The organism is Stenotrophomonas sp. DDT-1 (assembly GCF_001580555.1).
Classification (GTDB): Bacteria; Pseudomonadota; Gammaproteobacteria; order Xanthomonadales; family Xanthomonadaceae; genus Stenotrophomonas; species Stenotrophomonas sepilia.
The window spans coordinates 1-15,574 of record NZ_LEKR01000066.1 but is presented as its reverse complement, the minus strand read 5'-3'; the positions used below and the strand labels follow the sequence as shown (position 1 = coordinate 15,574).

The following is a 15,574-nucleotide window of genomic DNA, read 5'->3' as shown; positions in this document are numbered from 1 at the left end:
GGTCCATCTCGAAATAGCGCTCCTGCGCATGCACGCGGCCCAGCGCGCGCATCGCATCGGTCTGGCTGCCGGCCGTGATGGTGACCACGCCCAGCGCATCGCGCTCGATGGTGACCGGCTTGGCCAGGCCCGGCAGTGGATGCTCGCCGTCCAGGTCGGCCAGGCTGCCGCGCAGCAGCAGCCACAGGACCAGTGCGGTGATCAGCACGATGGCGATCACTACGCCCAGCATCCAACGCCATGTACGTCGCATCGCACGTCCTTTCCGAACTCGTGGGCCGATTGTAGCCGCAGGCGCAACTGCGACTGATTCCGATTAGATCACCGTATTCTGAAATGCGGCACCCTATGCCGCATCGATTCACAGGAGCCCCCCATGAAAGGCAACCCGGACGTCATCGCCTGCCTGAAGGAACTGCTGCGCGGCGAGCTCGCTGCCCGCGACCAGTACTTCATCCATTCCCGCCGCTACGAGGATCAGGGCCTGTTCGCACTGTACGAGCGCCTGAACCACGAGATGGAAGAGGAAACCCAGCACGCCGATGCGCTGCTGCGCCGGATCCTGTTCCTGGGCGGCGACCCGGACATGCGCCCGCATGCCACGGAGCCGGGCAAAACCGTCGAAGAGATGCTGCAGAAGGATCTCGACACTGAATACGCCGTTCGGAACAATCTCGCCGCCGGCATGAAGCTGTGCGAGGAGAAGGGTGACTACGTGAGCCGCGACATCCTGCTGGCGCAGCTGAAGGACACCGAAGAAGACCATGCCTGGTGGCTGGAACAGCAGCTGGGCCTGATCAAGCGCATCGGCCTGGAGCTGTACCAGCTGAGCAAGATCGACGGCAGCGGCGCCCCGGCGCACTGAGCCGGCACCGCTTTTTGTAGAGCCGAGCCAATGCTCGGCTGCCTCGCTTCATGTAGAGCCGAGCCATGCTCGGCTGCTGTTGGATCCGAGTCGAGCCCGGCTCGACTCTACAAAAGTTCTGTCGCCCGCCAGCACCGGAGCACCGCCAGCCAGCCTTCGCCCGCCAGCCGCTCCACCGCCCGCCAGCCGACAACGAAAAAGCCGGGGAATGCCCCGGCTTTTTCGTGTCCGGGGTCAGATCCGTTTTCGACGAAAACGGCTCTGATCCCATTGGGATGGAAATCGCCAACCGAGGTTGGCGTGTACCGGGGTAATGCGTGTCAACCAAGGTTGACACCCACCTCAACCAAGGTTGACACCTGCCAGGGGCGGTGTCCGGGGTCAGAGCCCGTTCCGTTGGAACGGGATCCGACCCCGGCCTTCACTCCACCGACAACCCTTCCACCTTCTGCCAGCCGCGCGGCAGCAGGTGGCCGCGGGTGGCGCGGGCGCCGAGGTAGGCGTCGAGCTCGTTGAACTTCAGCCCCATCGTGCGCTGGCCGGCGCGTACCTGCAGGGTCTGCCCCGGGCTGATCGCCACGATGGCGACCACGCGTTCGGTGGCGAGCTTGGCCTTCGGGATCTCGATGATCTTGTTGCCCTTGCCCTTGTCCAGTTCCGGCAGGTCGTTGGCGGCGATCGCCAGCAGGTTGCCGGAGCTGGTCACTGCCACGATGCGGTCGGTGGCGACGTTGGCCACTGCCGACGGGGTCAGCACCGACGAACCGGCCGACAGGTTCAGCATCGCCTTGCCGGCCTTGTTGCGGCCGATCAGGTTCTCGAAGCGGGTGACGAAGCCATAACCGTGGCTGGAGGCCAGCACGAAGCGGGTGTCCGGCTCGGCGCTGGCCAGGGTCACGAAGCTGGTGCCCGGTGCCGGCGAGAAGCGGCCGGTCAGCGGTTCACCATTGCCACGCGCGGAGGGCAAGGTGTGCACCGGCGTCGAGTAGGCGCGGCCCTCGCTGTCGAGGAACGCGACCTGCTGGGTGCTGCGTGCGCGCACCGCGCCCTGCAGTCCGTCGCCTTCACGGTAGGACAGGGCAGATGCATCGACGTCGTGGCCCTTGGCGGCACGGATCCAGCCCTTCTCCGACAGCACCACGGTCATCGGCTCGCTCGGCACCAGCTCGGTCTCGTCGATGGCCTGCGCCGCCTGACGCTGCACCAGCGGCGAACGGCGTGCGTCGCCGAACTTCCTGGCGTCGGCGGTCAGTTCGTCGCGGATCAGCTTCTTCAGCTTGGCCTTGCTGTCGAGGATGCCGAGGATCTTCTCGCGCTCCTTGGCCAGTTCATCCTGCTCGCCGCGGATTTTCATTTCCTCCAGGCGGGCCAGCTGCTTCAGCTTGGTTTCCAGGATGTACTCGGCCTGTTCCTCGGACAGGCCGAAGCGCGCGATCAGCGCGGCCTTCGGCTCGTCTTCGGTACGGATGATGTGGATCACCTCGTCCAGGTTGAGGAAGGCGACCAGCAGGCCTTCCAGCAGGTGCAGGCGGCGCTCGACCTTCTGCAGGCGGTGCTGCAGGCGGCGGGTGACGGTGTTGCTGCGGAAGGTCAGCCATTCGCTGAGCAGCATCTTCAGGTTCTTCACCTGAGGACGGCCGTCCAGCCCGATCACGTTGAGGTTGACGCGGTAGCTGCGCTCCAGGTCCGTGGTAGCGAACAGGTGGCCCATCAGCTGGTCGGCGTCGACCCGGTTCGAACGCGGCACCAGCACCACGCGCACCGGGTTGGCGTGGTCGGATTCATCGCGGATGTCTTCCAGCCACGGCAGCTTCTTGGCGCGCATCTGTGCGGCGATCTGCTCGATCACCTTCGACGGCGACACCTGGAACGGCAGCGCCGTGATCACGATGTTGCTGGCTTCCCTGGTGAAGGTCGCGCGTGCACGCACGCTGCCGTTGCCGGTCTCGTAGATGTTGCGCAGGTCATTGGCCGCGGTGATGATCTCGGCGCTGGACGGGTAGTCCGGGCCCTGCACGTGTTCGCACAGGTCGCGCACGCTGGCGTCGGGGTTGTCCAGCAGGTGCAGCAGCGCGCTGACGATCTCGTTGAGATTGTGCGGCGGCACGTCGGTGGCCATGCCCACGGCGATGCCGGTGGTGCCGTTGAGCAGCAGGTGCGGCAGCCGCGCCGGCATCCAGGTAGGCTCCTGCAGGGTGCCGTCGAAGTTCGGTGCCCAGTCGGTGGTGCCCTGGCCCAGTTCGCCCAGCAGCACTTCGGCGATCGGGGTCAGCTTGGATTCGGTGTAACGCATCGCCGCGAACGACTTCGGGTCGTCACTGGAGCCGAAGTTGCCCTGGCCCTCGATCAGCGGGTAGCGGTACGAGAACGGCTGCGCCATCAGCACCAGCGCCTCGTAGCACGCGCTGTCGCCGTGCGGGTGGTACTTACCGATGACGTCACCGACGGTGCGTGCGGACTTCTTCGGCTTGGACGCGGCATTCAGGCCCAGCTCGCTCATCGAATAGATGATGCGGCGCTGCACCGGCTTCAGGCCGTCGCCGATGAACGGCAGGGCACGGTCCAGGACCACGTACATCGAGTAGTCGAGGTAGGCGCGTTCGGCGTACTCGCGCAGCGGCAGTTGTTCGAATCCGTGGAACACGGGGCGGGCAAGTTCGGTCATGCGGCGTTGTTACCTATGTCGGGAGGCGGCGACGGTGGTCGCCGCTCGCAATCCTGTGATTATCCGGATGCGGCGGGGGATGCCAAGCCGCGCGCAGGGTCCAGCCCGGTTTCCAGGCCGTGGCCGGCCCGCGCCAGGTAGCGCCCCGGTGGCAGCCCGAAGTGGCGGCGGAACACGGTGACGAAGGCGCTGGCGCTGCTGAAGCCCAGTGCGTGGGCGATGTCGGCGACGCTGCGGCCATCGGTCAACTGGCGCAGGGCTTCGGAGAGCCGGGCCTGCTGCCGCCACTGGGCGAAGCTGAGCGTGGTCTCGTCGCGGAAGTGGCGGGTCAGGCTGCGCGGTGACAGGCCGGCCCAGTGCGCCCATTCGGCCAGGCTGCGTTCGTCGGACGGGTCGGCCAGCAGCTGCGAGGCGATCTTCAGCAGGCGCCGGTCATGCGGCATCGGCAGGTGCATGCGCTGGCGTGGCGCTGTGCGGATCTCGTCCACCAGCACCTCGATGATGTGCTGGCGTTCGGAGGTGGTGTCGTAGCCCGGTGGCCAGTCACAGATGCGGTCGGCGAGCGCCTGCGCCAGCTTGGACAGGCCCAGCACGCAGGGATCGGAGGGCAGGGTGGCACAGACCGGAGCTGCCAGCGCCATGCCCCAGCCACGCAGGGGTCCGTCGAGGGTGACCGTGTGCGGCTCCAGCGGCGGCATCCAGCCGGCCGAGCCCGGCGCCAGCGACCAGGTGCCGTGCGAGGTACGGGTGGTCAGCAGGCCGCGCTCGACGCAGATCAGCTGCGCGCGCTGGTGATGATGCCAATCCACTTCACGGACCAGCCCTTGCGGGCTGTCGAAGCGGAAACCAACCACCGGGGGACCGTCGTTGCGCTCGAACCAGTCCAGTGCTTCGTCCCTGAGCAGGCGTTTGGGGGTAGGGATTTCTGCCTTGTTCATCATGTCTGCTGGCTGAAATGTGTCATCCATTGGCTGAATTGTACTAGCGGGCCACCTGACCAGGTCATTAAGGTAGGCGCCTTCACTGATCCAGCCCACTGCTGCAACACAGCATTCGATGCCAGATCGAATATTTCCATTGAGAAATATTTTTTTTGGAAGAGAATGCTCCCCCATGATCTGTCCTGCAACCACTCCCCCCAGCTTCGGCCTGCTGCTGCGCCAGGTGCGCGACGGCCTGGTCCGCCAACTCGACGCGTCCATGGCTGAAGAAGATCTGGGCATCGGCTTCACCCACTACATCGGGTTGAAGGTGCTTTCGAACATGGCGCCGTGCACCGCCAACGAACTGGCCCAGGCAATCGATCAGGTGCCCAGCGCGGTGACCCGGCTGCTGGACAAGCTCGAAGCGCTGGGCTGCGTCCGCCGCGAACCGCATGCGCAGGACCGGCGGGCATTGCAGATCGTGCTGACCGACGAAGGCCGCGCGCTGTGGGCGCGCTTGAAGCTGCGTGGCGACGCGGTGATGGATTACGCCCTGCGTGATCTTTCCGCCGACGAGCGCACGCTGCTGCTGTCCCTCCTTACCCGAATCCGCGATTCACTGACGACCCCATGAACCCGAGCCCGCATTCCACTTTCCGCCGGTCCGGGCGCGCGCTGCTGGTGTCAGCGCTGGCCCTGGCCCTGGCCGCCTGTGCCAGCAGTCGTGGCCTCAACCCGCAGGGCCACGTGCTTGACGTGGACAGCCTGCACAGCGAACGCACCCTGGCCGACACCGACCTGAGCGCCACTGGCTTCCCGGCGCAGGACTGGTGGAAGGCACTGGGTGATGCGCAGCTGGACGCGCTGGTCGCCGAGGGCCTGGCCGGCCACCCGAGCCTTGACGCCGCCGATGCCCGCCTGCGCCAGGCCCAGGCCCAGGTCGGCACCGCACGTGCCGACGAACTGCCGAGCCTGTCGGTGTCCGGTGGCTACACCGGCCTGCGCCTGCCCGAATCGATGGTCGGCAGCGAAATGGGTGGCCGTTACGGCGGCAGCAGCCAGGTCGCCTTCGACTTCAGCTACGGCGTTGACCTGTGGGGCGGCAAGCGCGCCGCCTGGGAAGCCGCCGTGGACGGTGCCCACGCCGCCACCGTTGAAGCGCAGGCCGCGCGCCTGAACCTGTCCACTGGCATCACCCAGGCCTATGCCGACCTGGCCTACGCGTGGCAGCTCAACGACGTAGCCGAGGAAGAGCTGAGCCGTTCGCAGAAGTCACTTGAACTGACCCGCCAGCGCCGCAGCGCCGGCATCGACAGTGATCTGCAGGTGCGCCAGGCCGAGGCCCGTGTGCCGGCCGCGCAGCAGCAGGTGCAGGCCGCCCAGCAGCGTATCGACGCCGCCCGCACCGCGCTGGCCGCGCTGGTCGGCAAGGGCCCGGACCGTGGCCTGTCGATCCAGCGCCCGCGGCCGCTGAATCCGGTGGCACTGCAGCTGCCGGGCGTGCTGCCCAGCGAGCTGCTTGGCCGCCGCCCCGACATCGTCGCCGCACGCTGGCGCGTGGAAGCGGCCGACAAGCAGATCAAGGTTGCCAAGACCAAGTTCTACCCGAGCTTCAACCTGACCGCGCTGGCCGGCGTGGTCGCCCCGAATGTGGGCGACCTGCTGAAGAGCAGTTCCACCTTCGCCTATATCGGCCCTGCGCTGAGCCTGCCGATCTTCGAGGGCGGCAAGCTGCGCGCCAACCTGGCCAATACCGATGCGCAGTACGACCTGGCGGTGGCCAACTACAACCAGACCGTGCTCGACGCACTGCGGGACGTCGCCGACCAGGTCAACGCGGTGCGCTCGCTGGCACAGCAGGCGCAGTCGCAGCAGCAGGCGGTGGACACCGCACGCGCTGCCTTCGACCTGGCCCAGCAGCGCTACCGCGCCGGCATCGGCAGCTACCTGGACGTGCTGACCGCGCAGTCCACCCTGCTGCAGTCGCAGCAGCAGCTGGCCGGCCTGCAGTCGCAGCAGGTGCAGTCCTCAGTGCGCCTGAGCAAGGCGCTGGGCGGTGGTTTCCAGCCCACTGACGCCGACCGCGCACCGATCGCCTCCCATTCCGATTCCTCGCATTCCTGAAGACCTCCGCCATGAGCCAGACCCAAGACACCGCGGCCCCGGCCGCCCCCAACCGCCGCGGCCACCTGCTGCGCGGCCTGTTCGTGATCGTCGTGCTGCTGCTTGCCGCTTTGGCGCTGTGGTACTTCATGTTCGGCCGTTGGTTCGAAGAGACCGACGATGCCTACGTGCAGGGCAACCAGGTGCAGATCACCCCGCTGGTGGCCGGCACCGTGGTCGCCATCAATGCCGATGACGGCATGCGCGTGGAGCGCGGCCAGCTGCTGGTGCAGCTGGACCCGTCCGACACCGCAGTGGCGCTGCAGCAGGCCGAAGCCAACCTGGCCAAGACCGTGCGCCAGACCCGCGGCCTGTACCGCAGCGTGGAAGGCGCGCAGGCGGACCTGAACGCCCGCCAGGTGACCCTGAAGCGCGTGCGCGAAGACTACGCCCGCCGCAAGGACCTGGCCGCCACCGGCGCCATCTCCAACGAAGAACTGGCCCACGCCCGCGACGAGCTGGCCGCGGCCGAAGCGGCCGTGGCCGGTTCGCGCGAGACCGTCGAGCGCAACCGCGCGCTGGTCGACGACACCGTGATCGCCACCCAGCCGGACGTGCAGGCCGCCGCTGCGCAGCTGCGCCAGGCCTTCCTCAACAACGCCCGCGCCGGCATCGTTGCACCGGTCTCCGGCTACGTCGCCCGTCGTTCGGTGCAGGTCGGCCAGCGCGTGCAGCCGGGCAATGCCCTGATGGCCGTGGTGCCGACCGAGCAGATGTGGGTCGAGGCCAACTTCAAGGAAACCCAGCTGCGCCACATGCGCCTGGGCCAGGAAGTGGAGCTGAAGTCGGACCTGTACGCCGGCGACGTGAAGTACAAGGGGCGCATCCAGAGCCTGGGCCTGGGCACCGGCTCGGCGTTCTCGCTGCTGCCGGCACAGAACGCCAGCGGCAACTGGATCAAGATCGTGCAGCGCGTACCGGTGCGCATCGCCATCGATGCCAAGCAGCTGGCGGAGCACCCGCTGCGCATCGGCCTGTCGATGAAGGCCGAAGTGAGCCTGCGCGACCAGAAGGGCGAAGTGCTGCCGAGCACCCCGGCCAAGGGCACGGTGTTCGACACCGACGTGTATGCCAAGCAGCTGCATGATGCCGACGAGGTGATCCACACGATCATCCAAGGCAACCTGCCGCAGCAGCAGGCGAAGGTGGGCTGAGGTCGCCATGTCCGCACAAGCTCCAGCCGCGCCCGGCGCTCCGGGCGCACCGGCGGCGCCGGCTGCGGCCTCCGGGTTCCTGCCGCCCAGCGTCGCCCTGTGCACCGTAGGCCTGGCGATGGCGTCGTTCATGCAGGTGCTCGACACCACCATCGCCAACGTCTCGCTGCCGACCATCGCCGGCAACCTCGGCGCCAGTTCGCAGCAGGCGACCTGGGTCATCACCTCGTTTGCGGTCAGCACGGCCATCGCGCTGCCGCTGACCGGCTGGCTCAGCCGCCGTTTCGGCGAACGCAAACTGTTCGTCTGGGCGACCCTCGCCTTCGTCATCACCTCGCTGTTGTGCGGCCTTGCGCAGAGCATGGGCATGCTGGTGGTGTCGCGTGCGCTGCAGGGCTTCGTGGCCGGCCCGATGTACCCGATCACGCAGTCGCTGCTGGTCTCGATCTATCCACGTGAGAAGCGCGGGCAGGCATTGGCACTGCTGGCGATGATCACGGTGGTGGCGCCGATCTGCGGCCCGATCCTCGGTGGCTGGATCACCGACAACTACAGCTGGGAATGGATCTTCCTGATCAACGTGCCACTGGGCATCTTCGCCGCGCTGGTGGTGGGCAACCAGCTGAAGGGACGCCCGGAGCAGATCGAGAAGCCGAAGATGGACTACGTCGGCCTGATCACGCTGGTGATTGGTGTCGGCGCGCTGCAGCTGGTGCTCGACCTGGGCAACGACGAGGACTGGTTCTCGTCGATGAAGATCGTGGTGCTGGCCTGCGTGGCGGTGGTCACGCTGACGGTGTTCCTGATCTGGGAACTGACCGACAAGGATCCGATCGTCGACCTGAAGCTGTTCCGGCACCGCAACTTCCGTGCCGGCACGCTGGCGATGGTGGTGGCCTATGCGGCGTTCTTCAGCGTGGCGCTGCTGATTCCGCAGTGGCTGCAGCGTGACATGGGCTACACCGCGATCTGGGCAGGCCTGGCGACTGCGCCGATCGGCATCCTGCCGGTGATCATGACGCCGTTCGTGGGCAAGTATGCGTCGCGCTTCGACATGCGGATGCTGGCCACCGTGGCCTTCATCGTGCTGTCGATGACCAGCTTCCTGCGCTCGAACTTCAACCTGCAGGTGGACTACATGCACGTGGCCGGCGTGCAGCTGATCATGGGCATTGGCGTGGCGCTGTTCTTCATGCCGGTGCTGCAGATCCTGCTGTCGGACCTGGATGGGCGCGAGATCGCGGCGGGCTCCGGCCTGGCGACGTTCCTGCGCACGCTGGGCGGCAGCTTCGCGGCCTCGCTGACGACGTGGCTGTGGGCGCGGCGTACCCAGGTGCACCATGCCGACCTGACCGAGCACATCTCGGCCTATCAGCCGGGCATGCATGAGCAGGTCACGGCAATGGGGCAGGGCGACCTGCAACATGGCGCCGCGGTGCTCAACAACATGATCAACCACCAGGCATCGCAGATGGGTTTCAACGACATCTTCTTCCTGCTGGGCTGGATCTTCCTGGCGATCATCACCTTCCTGTGGCTGGCCAAGCCGCCGTTCGGCGCACGCGCGGGTGCGGCGTCCGCGGGCGGTGGGCATTGATCGACCATTGGCGTTGAAACGCAGAAAACCCCGCCGCAAGGCGGGGTTTTTCTTTTGGTAGATCCACGCCATGCGTGGATGGATCCTGGGGTCGTGCGGGTTCCCGAATCCCGGAAACGAAAAAACCCGCTTTCGCGGGTTTGATCATCTTGAGTCGTGGTGCCCAGGAGAGGACTCGAACCTCCACGGTTTTACCCGCTAGTACCTGAAACTAGTGCGTCTACCAATTCCGCCACCTGGGCGACTCAGGAGAAGAATTGTGCGGCACGGCAGAGAGTGTGTCAACAACATTTCACACTTTTTTCTGCGGTTGCACGCCCAGATGGTGCAGCAGGCTGCGCATCGCCGGTGACAGCTGCGCCCACCCGGCGAAACAGGCGCACAGGCGGCGCTGTGCCCACGCATCGGCAAGCGGCACCGCAACGGTATGCGTACTGCGTCGATGCTGGCGCGCGATGCTCCGCGGCACGATGCCGACACCGATGCCGTGGCCGACCATGATGCAGACACCCTCGAAGGTCTTCATGCGGATGCGCACATCGAGGCGGCGCCCGATGTCGCGGGCCTGGTCTTCGATGTAGATCTGAAGCGCATTGCCATCGGCGAGGGCAACGAAGGTCTCGCCGGCGGCATCGGCGAAGGTCACGCTGCGCAGTGATGCAAACCGGTGATCGGCAGGCAGCAGCATCACCAGCGGATCTTCGGCCACCACATGCTGCTGCAGGCCGGTGGCGTCAACCGCATCACTGATGATGCCGGCCTCGGCCTGGCCAGCGCTGATTGCACGCACGACTTCGGGGCTGGTGCGTTCCAGCAGTTCGACGTGCAGGCGGGGTCGTTCCGCCAGCCACGGTGCGAGCCGCGGGGGCAGGTAGTTGGTCAGTGCTGCGGTGTTGGCATACAGATGCAGGGTGCCGCGCGCCCCCTGCGCGAATGCCTGCAGTTCGCCGCGCAGCTGCGCCTGCTGTTGCAGGATCAGGCGTGCATGGTGGGCGAGGGCGGCGCCGGCTTCAGTCAGGCTGACGCCACGTGGATGCCGGTTCAACAGCAGGGTGCCGGCATCGGCTTCGATCGTGCGCAGGCGCTCGCTGGCCGAACCCAGGGCCAGGTTCGCCTGCGTTGCGCCGGCCGTGATGCTGCCCGCCTCGGCAATCGCCAGGAACAGCCGCAGGTCGGCAATGTCCATCCGCATGTGATGCCCTCGTCGCAACGCCCGAGCCTTCGGGTCAGCCGAAGGGTGGGCCGGGAAGACCGCATTGTGCGCCGGGCGACGGCCCGATCCAATGAAGGCATGAATGAATCGATGTACTTCTATGGGTTGCTGGTGGTGGTGTTCGTGCTGGCCGGCGTGGTCAAGGGCGTGACGGGCATGGGGCTGCCGACGGTGGCGATGGGCCTGCTCGGTGGCGCGCTGTCGCCGGTGGCGGCGGCGTCGATGCTGTTCATCCCGACCTTCGTCACCAATGCGTGGCAGCTGCTGTCCGGGCCGTCACTGGGCCACATCGTGCGGCGCCTGTGGCCGATGATGCTGGCCGTGGTGGTGGTGACGCTGGGTTCGGCAGCGTTGCTGGTACGGGTCGATCGCAGCGGGTCGCGCGTTGCGCTGGGCGTGGCCCTGATGGTCTATGCCGCCTATGCGTTGCTTGCGCCGGTGTTCCGCGTGCCGCAGCGGCGCGAGCGCTGGCTGGGGCCGCTGGTGGGCGCGCTGTCCGGCGTAGTGACCGGCGCCACCGGCGTGTTCGTGATGCCGGCGGTGCCGTACCTGCAATCACTGGGGTTGCAGCGCGAAGAGTTGGTGCAGGCGCTCGGGCTGGCCTTCACCGTGTCGACGATTTCGCTGACCACCGGCCTGGTGCTGCACGGTGCGTTCGGCATCCAGCAGCTGGGGCTGAGTGCGCTGGCGGTGCTGCCGGCGCTGCTGGGCATGTGGTTGGGGCAGGTGATCCGGCAGCGCATCAGCGCACGGGTGTTTCGGGCGTGCTTCCTTGGCTTCCTGCTGCTGCTCGGCCTGGAGCTGGTGCTGCGGCCATTGTTCTGATGCCAAATTCCCGGCATGAAAAAACCCGCTTTCGCGGGTCTTTCTCATTCTCGACGTGGTGCCCAGGAGAGGACTCGAACCTCCACGGTTTTACCCGCTAGTACCTGAAACTAGTGCGTCTACCAATTCCGCCACCTGGGCGTCGAGGAGCGAGATTATGGGGTGTCGTTATGGGGGTGTCAACACCTTTTGCAGCGCCGGGGTCGGATCCCGTTTCGCTTGCGAAAGGGGCTCTGACCCCAGGGCCAGAGCGCCGGATCGCAGGCAAAAAAAATCCCCGCCGAAGCGAGGAGTTCTTTCGTTGGTGCCCAGGAGAGGACTCGAACCTCCACGGTTTTACCCGCTAGTACCTGAAACTAGTGCGTCTACCAATTCCGCCACCTGGGCGTTCCAGAGGCGCAATTGTGAAGATGAATCCGGGAGCTGTCAACGACTTCCTGAAATTATTTCATCCAACGCCTCCAGGGCGGGCGCTGACCCGTTCTGCACGCCATCAACGGCTACCATGTAGGGCGATGACTACCAAAAAACCAAGCAAGGGCGGGAGCAAGTCCCGCAGCCAAGCCCCGAAGAAGGGCCCGAAGGCGGGCGCAGCCCGCACCACCAAGCCGGGCAAGCCGCTGCCAGGCTGGTTCCCCGAATTGAATGAAGGCGGTGCGCCGCCACGCGGCCGCAAGGTCCGCACCGCTGATGCGGCAGCACCCGGCCCGGCCCCGGGCCGCAAGCTGCCGCCGACCGGCAAAGTGATCGACGATCCCTATGCCGCCCGCGAAGCCGAGAAATACGAACAGCCCATCGCCAGCCGCGAGGCCATCCTGGCCCTGCTGGAGCGTTGCGAAGGGCCGCAGACCGCCGAGGAACTGGGCGCACGCCTGGGCCTGACCGCCCCGGACCGTGCCGAAGCACTGTCGCGCCGGCTCGGCGCCATGGTCCGCGATGGCCAGCTGGTGCAGAACCGCCGAGGCGGCTTCGCCCCGATCCAGACCCTGAACCTGGTCACCGGCGTGGTGATCGCCAACCCGGAAGGATTCGGTTTCCTGCGTCCGGTCGAGGGCGGCGACGACCTGTTCCTGCCGCCGTATGAAATGCGCAAGGTCATGCACGGTGACAAGGTGCTGGCCCGCGTGACCGGCATCGACCACCGTGGCCGCCGCGAAGGCAGCATCGCCCGCGTGCTGGAGCGCGGCATGACCCGCCTGATCGGCCGCTTCAGCGTCGAGATGGGGATCAATTACGTGGTACCCGATGACAAGCGCGTGCAGCGCAACGTGCAGGTACCGCCGGACCAGACCGGGGGCGCGCGTGATGGCCAGCTGGTGGTCTGCGAACTGACCCAGGCCCCGGACAGCCGCCGTCCGCCGATCGGCCGCATCATCGCCGTGCTCGGCGACAAGCTGACCGCATCGCTGGTGGTGGAGACCGCCATCCACGGTCACGAGCTGCCGTTCGAGTTCCCGCAGGAGGTGCTGGATGAAGCGGCCTCGGTGCCGCTGGTGGTCGAACCGGCAATGATCGGTGACCGCGTCGATCTGCGCAGCACGCCGCTGGTTACCATCGATGGCGAGGATGCCAAGGACTTCGACGACGCGGTGTACTGCGAGCCGAATGCCGATGGCTTCCGCCTGGTGGTGGCCATTGCCGATGTTTCGAACTACGTCCGCCCCGGCACGCCGCTGGACGAGGAAGCGCAGAAGCGTGCGACTTCGGTCTACTTCCCCGGCTTCGTGGTGCCGATGCTGCCGGAGACCCTGTCCAACGGCATCTGCTCACTGATGCCCAAGGTCGACCGCATGTGCTTCGTCTGCGACATGCAGATCGACCGCGATGGCCTGGTCACGCATTCGCGCTTCTACGAGGCCGTGATGAATTCGCACGCGCGCCTGACCTACACCCAGGTGTGGAAGGCGGTGGGCGAGGACGATGCCGATACCAAGGCCTGGATGGGTAACCTGCTGCCGCAGGTGCAGCGCCTGCACCAGCTGTACAAGGTGCTGTCAAAGGCACGTGCCAAGCGCGGTGCCATCGAGTTCGAAAGCAGCGAGGTACGCTTCGTGCTGGACAACCGTGGTGAAGTCACCCAGGCCGGCATGCTGGTGCGCAACGACGCGCACAAGCTGATCGAGGAATGCATGATCGCGGCCAATGTGGAGGCGGCGAAGTACCTGCTGTCGCGCCATGTGCCGGCCCCGTACCGCATCCACGAGAAGCCGCCGGAAACCAAGTACGCCGACCTGCTGGAATTCCTCAAGGAGTTCAAGCTGAGCCTGCCGCCGTGGTCGAAGGTGCGCCCGGGTGACTACACCAAGCTGCTGAAGAAGATCCGCGACCGCCCCGATGCGACGCTGCTGGAGTCGGTGTTGCTGCGCAGCCAGAGCCTGGCGATCTACAGCCCGGAGAACCACGGCCACTTCGGCCTGGCGCTGGAGGCCTACGCGCACTTCACCTCGCCGATCCGTCGCTATCCCGACCTGCTGGTGCACCGCGCGATCAAGCATGCGCTGTCCGGCAAGCCGCTGGACAAGTTCACCTACAACGCCCGCGAGATGGCCGCGCTGGCGCTGCAGTGTTCCGAGCGTGAGCGCCGTGCCGACGAGGCCGAGCGCGAGGTCGACGAGCGTTACCGCGCGGCGTGGATGGAAAAGCACGTGGGCGGCCAGTTCGACGGCGTGATCAGCGGCGTGACCAGCTTCGGCCTGTTCGTCGAGCTGGACGAGTCGAAGGTACAGGGTCTGGTCCACGTGACCCAGCTGCCGCAGGACTATTACAAGTTCGACGCGACCCGCAAGACGCTGACCGGCGAGCGCCGCGGCGGCAGCTACCGGCTGGGTGACCGCGTGCGCATCCTGGTGCTGAAGGCCAGCATGGAAGAACGCAAGATCGACTTCCGCCTGGTGGAACACAAGGGTGAGGACGAGGGCGATGGCCTGCCGCCGCTGCCTGAGCGGGGCAAGCCGGCCAAGCGGAAGAAAGAGAAATATTGATGACCGTGGTAGTGCCGGCCGCTGGCCGGCATCCATGGCACCCTCGGCACCGACGGGTTGCCGGCCAGCGGCCGGCACCACCAGGAGACATCGCATGCAAGGCCAACCCGAATACAGCGGCGGCTGCCAGTGCGGCGCGATCCGCTTCCACGTGCGTGGCGCGCTGACCGACAGCTCGATCTGCCACTGCCGCATGTGCCAGAAGGCCTTCGGCGCCTACTACGCGCCGCTGGTGTCGGTACGCGGTGTGCAGTTCAGCTGGACCCGCGGCCAGCCGCGCTATTTCCAGTCGTCCAACGTGGTGCGACGTGGCTTCTGCGCCGACTGCGGCACGCCATTGACCTACGAAGCGCCCGATGGCGTGGCGGTGGCTGCCGGCGCGTTCGACGAACCCGAACGCCTGCCACCGACGATCCAGTACGGGGTCGAACGCAAGCTGCCCTTCGTCGACAGCCTGGCCAGACTGCCGGTACGGCGTACCGAGCAGGACATCGCGGCCCTGGACTTCCTGGCCACGATCGTGTCCCACCAGCACCCCGACCACGACACGCCGCACTGGCCACCGCGCAGCCGGTGAGGTTTGTGTAGAGCCGAGCCCATGCTCGGCTGCCTTGAAGCGCGGCCGCCGCCGATGCTCTACCATAGCCACCCCCTTTCCGGTCCCCGCCCGCATGAGCAAGAACAGCCAGTGGATCGTCGGCGTCAACGCCGTCGCCTCCTCCATCGAGAACGACGCCGAGAACGTCCGCGAAGTGCTGGTCGAGGCCGGAGCGAAGAACCCGCGCCTGACCGAGATCGAGGAAAACGCCCGCCGCAAGGGCATCGACGTGCGCAAGGTGAACAGCCAGGCGCTGGACGGTGTGGGCGGCTCGGTGCGCCACCAGGGCGTGGCCGCGCGCTATGCCGCCGCCCGCACCTACAGCGAGAACGAGCTGGAAGGCCTGGTCACTGCGGCCGAGGGCAAGGCGCTGCTGCTGGTGCTGGACGAGGTGCAGGACCCGCACAACCTGGGCGCCTGCCTGCGCTCGGCCGCTGCGGCCGGTGCGACTGCAGTGATCATCCCCAAGGACAAGTCGGCCACGGTCAACGCCACCGTGCGCAAGACCTCGGCCGGCGCCGCCGACCTCATCCCGGTGGTGGCGGTAACCAACCTGTCGCGCTGCCTGAAGGACCTGCAGAAGCAGGGCG

General features: G+C 66.7%; 13 protein-coding genes and 3 tRNA genes. 9 read left to right on the top strand and 7 right to left on the bottom strand.

Translation table 11 applies throughout. The annotated features are described in order from the left end of the window. Positions 1 to 253: penicillin acylase family protein (locus tag AB839_RS20005; RefSeq protein WP_197467698.1), on the bottom strand; the 253-nt coding region annotated here is incomplete at its 3' end. Positions 254 to 376: 123 nt separating this feature from the next. Here AB839_RS20005 and bfr point away from each other — a divergent pair. Then, positions 377 to 865 carry a bacterioferritin gene (gene bfr, locus AB839_RS20000; protein WP_005415872.1) on the top strand — a complete coding sequence of 163 codons (489 nt, stop codon included), beginning with the start codon at positions 377 to 379 and terminating at the stop codon, positions 863 to 865. Between the two features lie 421 nt (positions 866 to 1,286). On the opposite strand, the gene parC is transcribed toward bfr, so the two are convergent. Both parC and AB839_RS19990 read right to left on the bottom strand, forming a co-directional pair. Beyond that, positions 1,287 to 3,530 (bottom strand): DNA topoisomerase IV subunit A, encoded by a 2,244-nt coding sequence (gene parC, locus AB839_RS19995; protein ID WP_061480666.1) that lies wholly within the window; start codon positions 3,528 to 3,530, stop codon positions 1,287 to 1,289. 59 nt (positions 3,531 to 3,589) lie between these two features. Next, on the bottom strand, positions 3,590 to 4,471 hold the full coding sequence (locus tag AB839_RS19990; protein ID WP_181357922.1) for a helix-turn-helix transcriptional regulator: 882 nt from the start codon (positions 4,469 to 4,471) through the stop codon (positions 3,590 to 3,592). 172 nt (positions 4,472 to 4,643) lie between these two features. On the opposite strand from AB839_RS19990, the gene emrR reads away from it, so the two are divergent. The 4 genes from emrR to emrB are packed head-to-tail and all read left to right on the top strand — an operon-like array spanning position 4,644 to position 9,367. Continuing rightward, a complete protein-coding gene (gene emrR / locus AB839_RS19985) occupies positions 4,644 to 5,087 on the top strand; it encodes a multidrug efflux system transcriptional regulator EmrR (RefSeq protein ID WP_005415875.1) in 444 nt (147 codons plus the stop codon). Then, the gene (emrC, locus tag AB839_RS19980; RefSeq protein WP_061480664.1) at positions 5,084 to 6,577 is read left to right on the top strand and encodes a multidrug efflux transporter outer membrane subunit EmrC; all 1,494 of its coding nucleotides are present in this window, start codon (positions 5,084 to 5,086) and stop codon (positions 6,575 to 6,577) included. Before emrR ends, emrC begins: the two co-directional genes overlap by 4 nt. Positions 6,578 to 6,588: 11 nt before the next feature. Continuing rightward, on the top strand, positions 6,589 to 7,770 hold the full coding sequence (gene emrA, locus AB839_RS19975) for a multidrug efflux MFS transporter periplasmic adaptor subunit EmrA (protein WP_061480663.1): 1,182 nt from the start codon (positions 6,589 to 6,591) through the stop codon (positions 7,768 to 7,770). 7 nt (positions 7,771 to 7,777) lie between these two features. Beyond that, positions 7,778 to 9,367: a multidrug efflux MFS transporter permease subunit EmrB gene (emrB, locus tag AB839_RS19970; protein ID WP_061480662.1), complete on the top strand. Its 1,590-nt coding sequence runs from the start codon at positions 7,778 to 7,780 to the stop codon at positions 9,365 to 9,367. Between the two features lie 157 nt (positions 9,368 to 9,524). Here emrB and AB839_RS19965 read toward each other — a convergent pair. Beyond that, positions 9,525 to 9,609: transfer RNA gene (locus AB839_RS19965), tRNA-Leu, on the bottom strand. Positions 9,610 to 9,659: 50 nt separating this feature from the next. Next, entirely contained in the window at positions 9,660 to 10,559 is a 900-nt protein-coding gene (locus AB839_RS19960; RefSeq protein WP_061480661.1) for a LysR family transcriptional regulator, read from the bottom strand. A gap of 99 nt (positions 10,560 to 10,658) precedes the next feature. Here AB839_RS19960 and AB839_RS19955 point away from each other — a divergent pair, with 99 nt between their 5' ends. After that, positions 10,659 to 11,405, top strand: coding sequence for a sulfite exporter TauE/SafE family protein (locus tag AB839_RS19955; RefSeq protein WP_061480660.1), 747 nt, complete (start codon positions 10,659 to 10,661; stop codon positions 11,403 to 11,405). A 56-nt stretch (positions 11,406 to 11,461) separates the two neighbouring features. On the opposite strand, the gene AB839_RS19950 is transcribed toward AB839_RS19955, so the two are convergent. Then, a tRNA-Leu gene (locus AB839_RS19950) sits at positions 11,462 to 11,546 on the bottom strand. Positions 11,547 to 11,707: 161 nt separating this feature from the next. Beyond that, positions 11,708 to 11,792: transfer RNA gene (locus AB839_RS19945), tRNA-Leu, on the bottom strand. A 128-nt stretch (positions 11,793 to 11,920) separates the two neighbouring features. Here AB839_RS19945 and rnr point away from each other — a divergent pair. The 3 genes from rnr to AB839_RS19930 form a co-directional block, all read left to right on the top strand. Then, a complete protein-coding gene (gene rnr, locus AB839_RS19940) occupies positions 11,921 to 14,386 on the top strand; it encodes a ribonuclease R (RefSeq protein WP_061480659.1) in 2,466 nt (821 codons plus the stop codon). 94 nt (positions 14,387 to 14,480) lie between these two features. Continuing rightward, the gene (locus AB839_RS19935; RefSeq protein WP_061480658.1) at positions 14,481 to 14,963 is read left to right on the top strand and encodes a GFA family protein; all 483 of its coding nucleotides are present in this window, start codon (positions 14,481 to 14,483) and stop codon (positions 14,961 to 14,963) included. A 94-nt stretch (positions 14,964 to 15,057) separates the two neighbouring features. Further along, positions 15,058 to 15,574, top strand: a 517-nt coding sequence (locus AB839_RS19930) for a TrmH family RNA methyltransferase (RefSeq protein WP_061480657.1), incomplete at its 3' end; no start/stop codon positions are given.

Excerpts from the sequence above, each read along its gene's own strand:
- bfr (WP_005415872.1), top strand. The coding sequence starts at position 377 with ATGAAAGGCAACCCGGACGTCATCGCCTGCCTGAAGGAACTGCTGCGC.
- parC (WP_061480666.1), bottom strand. The coding sequence starts at position 3,530 with ATGACCGAACTTGCCCGCCCCGTGTTCCACGGATTCGAACAACTGCCG.
- AB839_RS19990 (WP_181357922.1), bottom strand. The coding sequence starts at position 4,471 with ATGATGAACAAGGCAGAAATCCCTACCCCCAAACGCCTGCTCAGGGAC.
- emrR (WP_005415875.1), top strand. The coding sequence starts at position 4,644 with ATGATCTGTCCTGCAACCACTCCCCCCAGCTTCGGCCTGCTGCTGCGC.
- emrC (WP_061480664.1), top strand. The coding sequence starts at position 5,084 with ATGAACCCGAGCCCGCATTCCACTTTCCGCCGGTCCGGGCGCGCGCTG.
- emrA (WP_061480663.1), top strand. The coding sequence starts at position 6,589 with ATGAGCCAGACCCAAGACACCGCGGCCCCGGCCGCCCCCAACCGCCGC.
- emrB (WP_061480662.1), top strand. The coding sequence starts at position 7,778 with ATGTCCGCACAAGCTCCAGCCGCGCCCGGCGCTCCGGGCGCACCGGCG.
- AB839_RS19960 (WP_061480661.1), bottom strand. The coding sequence starts at position 10,559 with ATGCGGATGGACATTGCCGACCTGCGGCTGTTCCTGGCGATTGCCGAG.
- AB839_RS19955 (WP_061480660.1), top strand. The coding sequence starts at position 10,659 with ATGAATGAATCGATGTACTTCTATGGGTTGCTGGTGGTGGTGTTCGTG.
- rnr (WP_061480659.1), top strand. The coding sequence starts at position 11,921 with ATGACTACCAAAAAACCAAGCAAGGGCGGGAGCAAGTCCCGCAGCCAA.
- AB839_RS19935 (WP_061480658.1), top strand. The coding sequence starts at position 14,481 with ATGCAAGGCCAACCCGAATACAGCGGCGGCTGCCAGTGCGGCGCGATC.